Annotated in this window: 9 tRNA genes; all 9 read left to right on the plus strand. The window is 49.2% G+C overall.

Annotation, left to right across the window (positions count from 1 at the left end):
* Positions 1-11 precede the first annotated feature (11 nt).
* The 9 genes from KMHG_RS16845 to KMHG_RS16885 all read left to right on the plus strand — a co-directional run bounded on the left by KMHG_RS16845 (position 12) and on the right by KMHG_RS16885 (position 892).
* Positions 12-87 (plus strand) — tRNA-Val (locus KMHG_RS16845).
* A gap of 20 nt (positions 88-107) precedes the next feature.
* Positions 108-191, plus strand: a tRNA-Tyr gene (locus KMHG_RS16850).
* Between the two features lie 9 nt (positions 192-200).
* Positions 201-275: transfer RNA gene (locus tag KMHG_RS16855), tRNA-Gln, on the plus strand.
* A gap of 7 nt (positions 276-282) precedes the next feature.
* A tRNA-Leu gene (locus KMHG_RS16860) sits at positions 283-367 on the plus strand.
* A 50-nt stretch (positions 368-417) separates the two neighbouring features.
* Positions 418-492, plus strand: a tRNA-Gly gene (locus KMHG_RS16865).
* Positions 493-497: 5 nt separating this feature from the next.
* Positions 498-586: transfer RNA gene (locus tag KMHG_RS16870), tRNA-Leu, on the plus strand.
* 44 nt (positions 587-630) lie between these two features.
* Positions 631-707, plus strand: a tRNA-Arg gene (locus tag KMHG_RS16875).
* A 5-nt stretch (positions 708-712) separates the two neighbouring features.
* Positions 713-789 (plus strand) — tRNA-Pro (locus KMHG_RS16880).
* A gap of 27 nt (positions 790-816) precedes the next feature.
* Positions 817-892 (plus strand) — tRNA-Ala (locus tag KMHG_RS16885).
* Positions 893-903 lie beyond the last annotated feature (11 nt).

Consider the following 903-nt stretch of genomic DNA (forward strand, 5'->3'; position numbering starts at 1 on the left):
TATATTATAATGGAGGATTAGCTCAGCTGGGAGAGCATCTGCCTTACAAGCAGAGGGTCGGCGGTTCGATCCCGTCATCCTCCACCATTTTATTTTAATATTATTACGGAGGGGTAGCGAAGAGGCTAAACGCGGCGGACTGTAAATCCGCTCCTTCGGGTTCGGCAGTTCGAATCTGCCCCCCTCCACCATTTTATTTTTGGGGTATAGCCAAGCGGTAAGGCAACGGATTTTGATTCCGTCATGCCCAGGTTCGAATCCTGGTACCCCAGCCATTTATATGCGGGTGTGGCGGAATTGGCAGACGCACCAGACTTAGGATCTGGCGCCGCAAGGCGTGGGGGTTCGACTCCCTTCACCCGCACCATTTTATTAAAATTTTATAATTGCCAGATTAAAAAATAATCTTTGCATAATGCGGAAGTAGTTCAGTGGTAGAACATCACCTTGCCAAGGTGGGGGTCGCGAGTTCGAACCTCGTCTTCCGCTCCAATTATGCCGGGGTGGCGGAACTGGCAGACGCACAGGACTTAAAATCCTGCGGTAGGTGACTACCGTGCCGGTTCGATTCCGGCCCTCGGCACCATTTTTATTTTAAATTTAACTCTTATTTATATATATTTCTACTATGCGCCCATAGCTCAACTGGATAGAGCGTCTGACTACGGATCAGAAGGTTGTGGATTCGATTTCTGCTGGGCGCACCATTTATCGGAATGTAGCTCAGCTTGGTAGAGCACTTGGTTTGGGACCAAGGGGTCGCAGGTTCGAATCCTGTCATTCCGACCATTTATTAAATTTTATTCCCATTATAATGGGGCCTTAGCTCAGCTGGGAGAGCGCCTGCCTTGCACGCAGGAGGTCAGCGGTTCGATCCCGCTAGGCTCCACCATTATTTTTTTA

Source organism: Kurthia massiliensis, assembly GCF_000285555.1.
Taxonomy (GTDB): Bacteria; Bacillota; Bacilli; order Bacillales_A; family Planococcaceae; genus Kurthia; species Kurthia massiliensis.